The sequence below is a fragment of the Kitasatospora sp. NPDC091257 genome (genome assembly GCF_044757675.1).
Taxonomy (GTDB): Bacteria; Actinomycetota; Actinomycetes; order Streptomycetales; family Streptomycetaceae; genus Kitasatospora; species Kitasatospora lactacystinica.
The window spans coordinates 1-1,649 of sequence record NZ_JBIVVI010001601.1 but is presented as its reverse complement, the minus strand read 5'-3'; the positions used below and the strand labels follow the sequence as shown (position 1 = coordinate 1,649).

The 1,649-nt window shown below is 77.9% G+C and carries 1 protein-coding gene; it reads left to right on the top strand.

Going from position 1 to position 1,649, the window contains the following annotated elements; all coding sequences use genetic code 11:
* A partial coding sequence (locus ACIQOV_RS40645) for a condensation domain-containing protein (RefSeq protein WP_401056064.1) occupies positions 1-1,649 on the top strand: 1,649 nt, incomplete at both ends.

Below are 1,649 nucleotides of genomic sequence, written 5' to 3'. Positions count from 1 at the left end.
GGTCGACGCCGAGGCCCTCGCCCGGGCCGTCTCGACGGTGACGGCACGTCACCCCGCCCTGTCCCGGGTGTTCGTGGAACGCGACGGCAGCCTCGTGCTGGAGCCCGGCCCCGTCCCGGTCCTCGACGTGGTCGACGCCTCCGAGGAGTGCGCGCGGGGCCGGGAGAAGCGGCTGGCCGAGGACACGGCACGACCGTTCGACCTCCAGGCGGGCCCCTTGGCCCGGTTCACCCTCTACCGCGGCAGCGGTGAGGCGGCGGAACTGCTGGCCGTCGTGCACCACGCGGTCTTCGACGGGGAGTCGAAGGACATCCTGGTGGCGGAACTCGCCGCGGCCTACGCGCAGGCCCTGGGCGAGGCCGCCCCGGCCGCCGACCGGATCCCGTCCGCGCCCCTCTCCGCGCCCGACCCCGACCTCGTCCGCCGGGCCGCCGACTGGTACGACCCGCGGTGGGCCGCGGCGACGGAGCCCGTCCTCCCGGGACTGCCGCATGCCGTCACGGCCCCGGCGTCCGGCGAGTCCGACGCGTGGCGGATCGACGCGCGGGGCCGGGCGGACCTGGCCGAGGCCGCCGAGCGCTGCGGCGTCACCGTGTTCGAGTTCCTGCTCGCCGCCCTGCACGCCCTGCTGCTGCGCTACGGCGGCGAGGCCGTCCCGGTCACCGTGCCGCTGTCCGTCCGGACCCCCGAACAGGCCGGGGAGATCGGGCTGTTCGTCAACGAGCTGCCGGTGCACGCACCGGCCGGGGTGACCGCCCGGACGTCCTTCGCCGCCTTTGCCCGGGCCGTGCGGGCCGAGGCCCGTGGCGGGTACCCGTTCCGCCCGGTGCCCTTCGGTGCGGCGGTCGGCGGCCTCACGCCGCGCGCCGGGCTGGCCCCCGTGTCGTTCGGCTACCGGCGCGGCGCGGCCGCGGACCCTGTGTTCCCGGGAAGCACCGTCCGGGTGGACCGCGCGGTGTTCAACGGCGCCGCCCGCAACACCCTGCACCTCCAGGCTGTCGACACCGCCGACGGGCTCGCCTTCTCGCTCCAGTACGCTCCGGCGGTCCTGTCGCCGGACGCCGTGGACCGGATCGCCGGGCACTGGACGGCCCTGCTGGAGGCCGCGACGGCCGCGCCCGAGACGCCGCTGAGCGCCCTGCCGCTGCTGGGCGAGTGCGAGCGGCACCTGGTGACGGAGGAGTGGAACGCCACCGCCCACGCCTACCCGCGCGAGCGCACGGCGCTGGACCTGGTGCGGGATCGGGCCGCCGAGACGCCGGACGCCGTCGCCGTCAGCGCGGGCACCGAGCGGCTGACCTACCGCGCGCTGGTGGAGCGGATCGACGAACTGGCCGCCGTCCTGGGCGGGGCCGGGGTCCGCCGCGGTGACGTCGTCGCCCTGCACCTGGAGCGCTCCGCCGACCTGCCCGCCGTCCTGCTCGCGGTGCACGCCGCCGGGGCCGCCTACCTGCCGCTCGACCCCGGCCACCCCACCGAGCGGCTCGCGTTCCTGCTCGCCGACTCGGGCGCCGCCCTGCTGGTCGCCGACCGGGAGCCCGCTGCCGACGTGGTGGCGGCGGCACCGGCCGTCCTGCGCCTCGGCGGCGGCCGCACGGAACCGACGGCCCCGGGGGCGGAGCCGGCCCCGTCCGGCGACCTCGCCTACG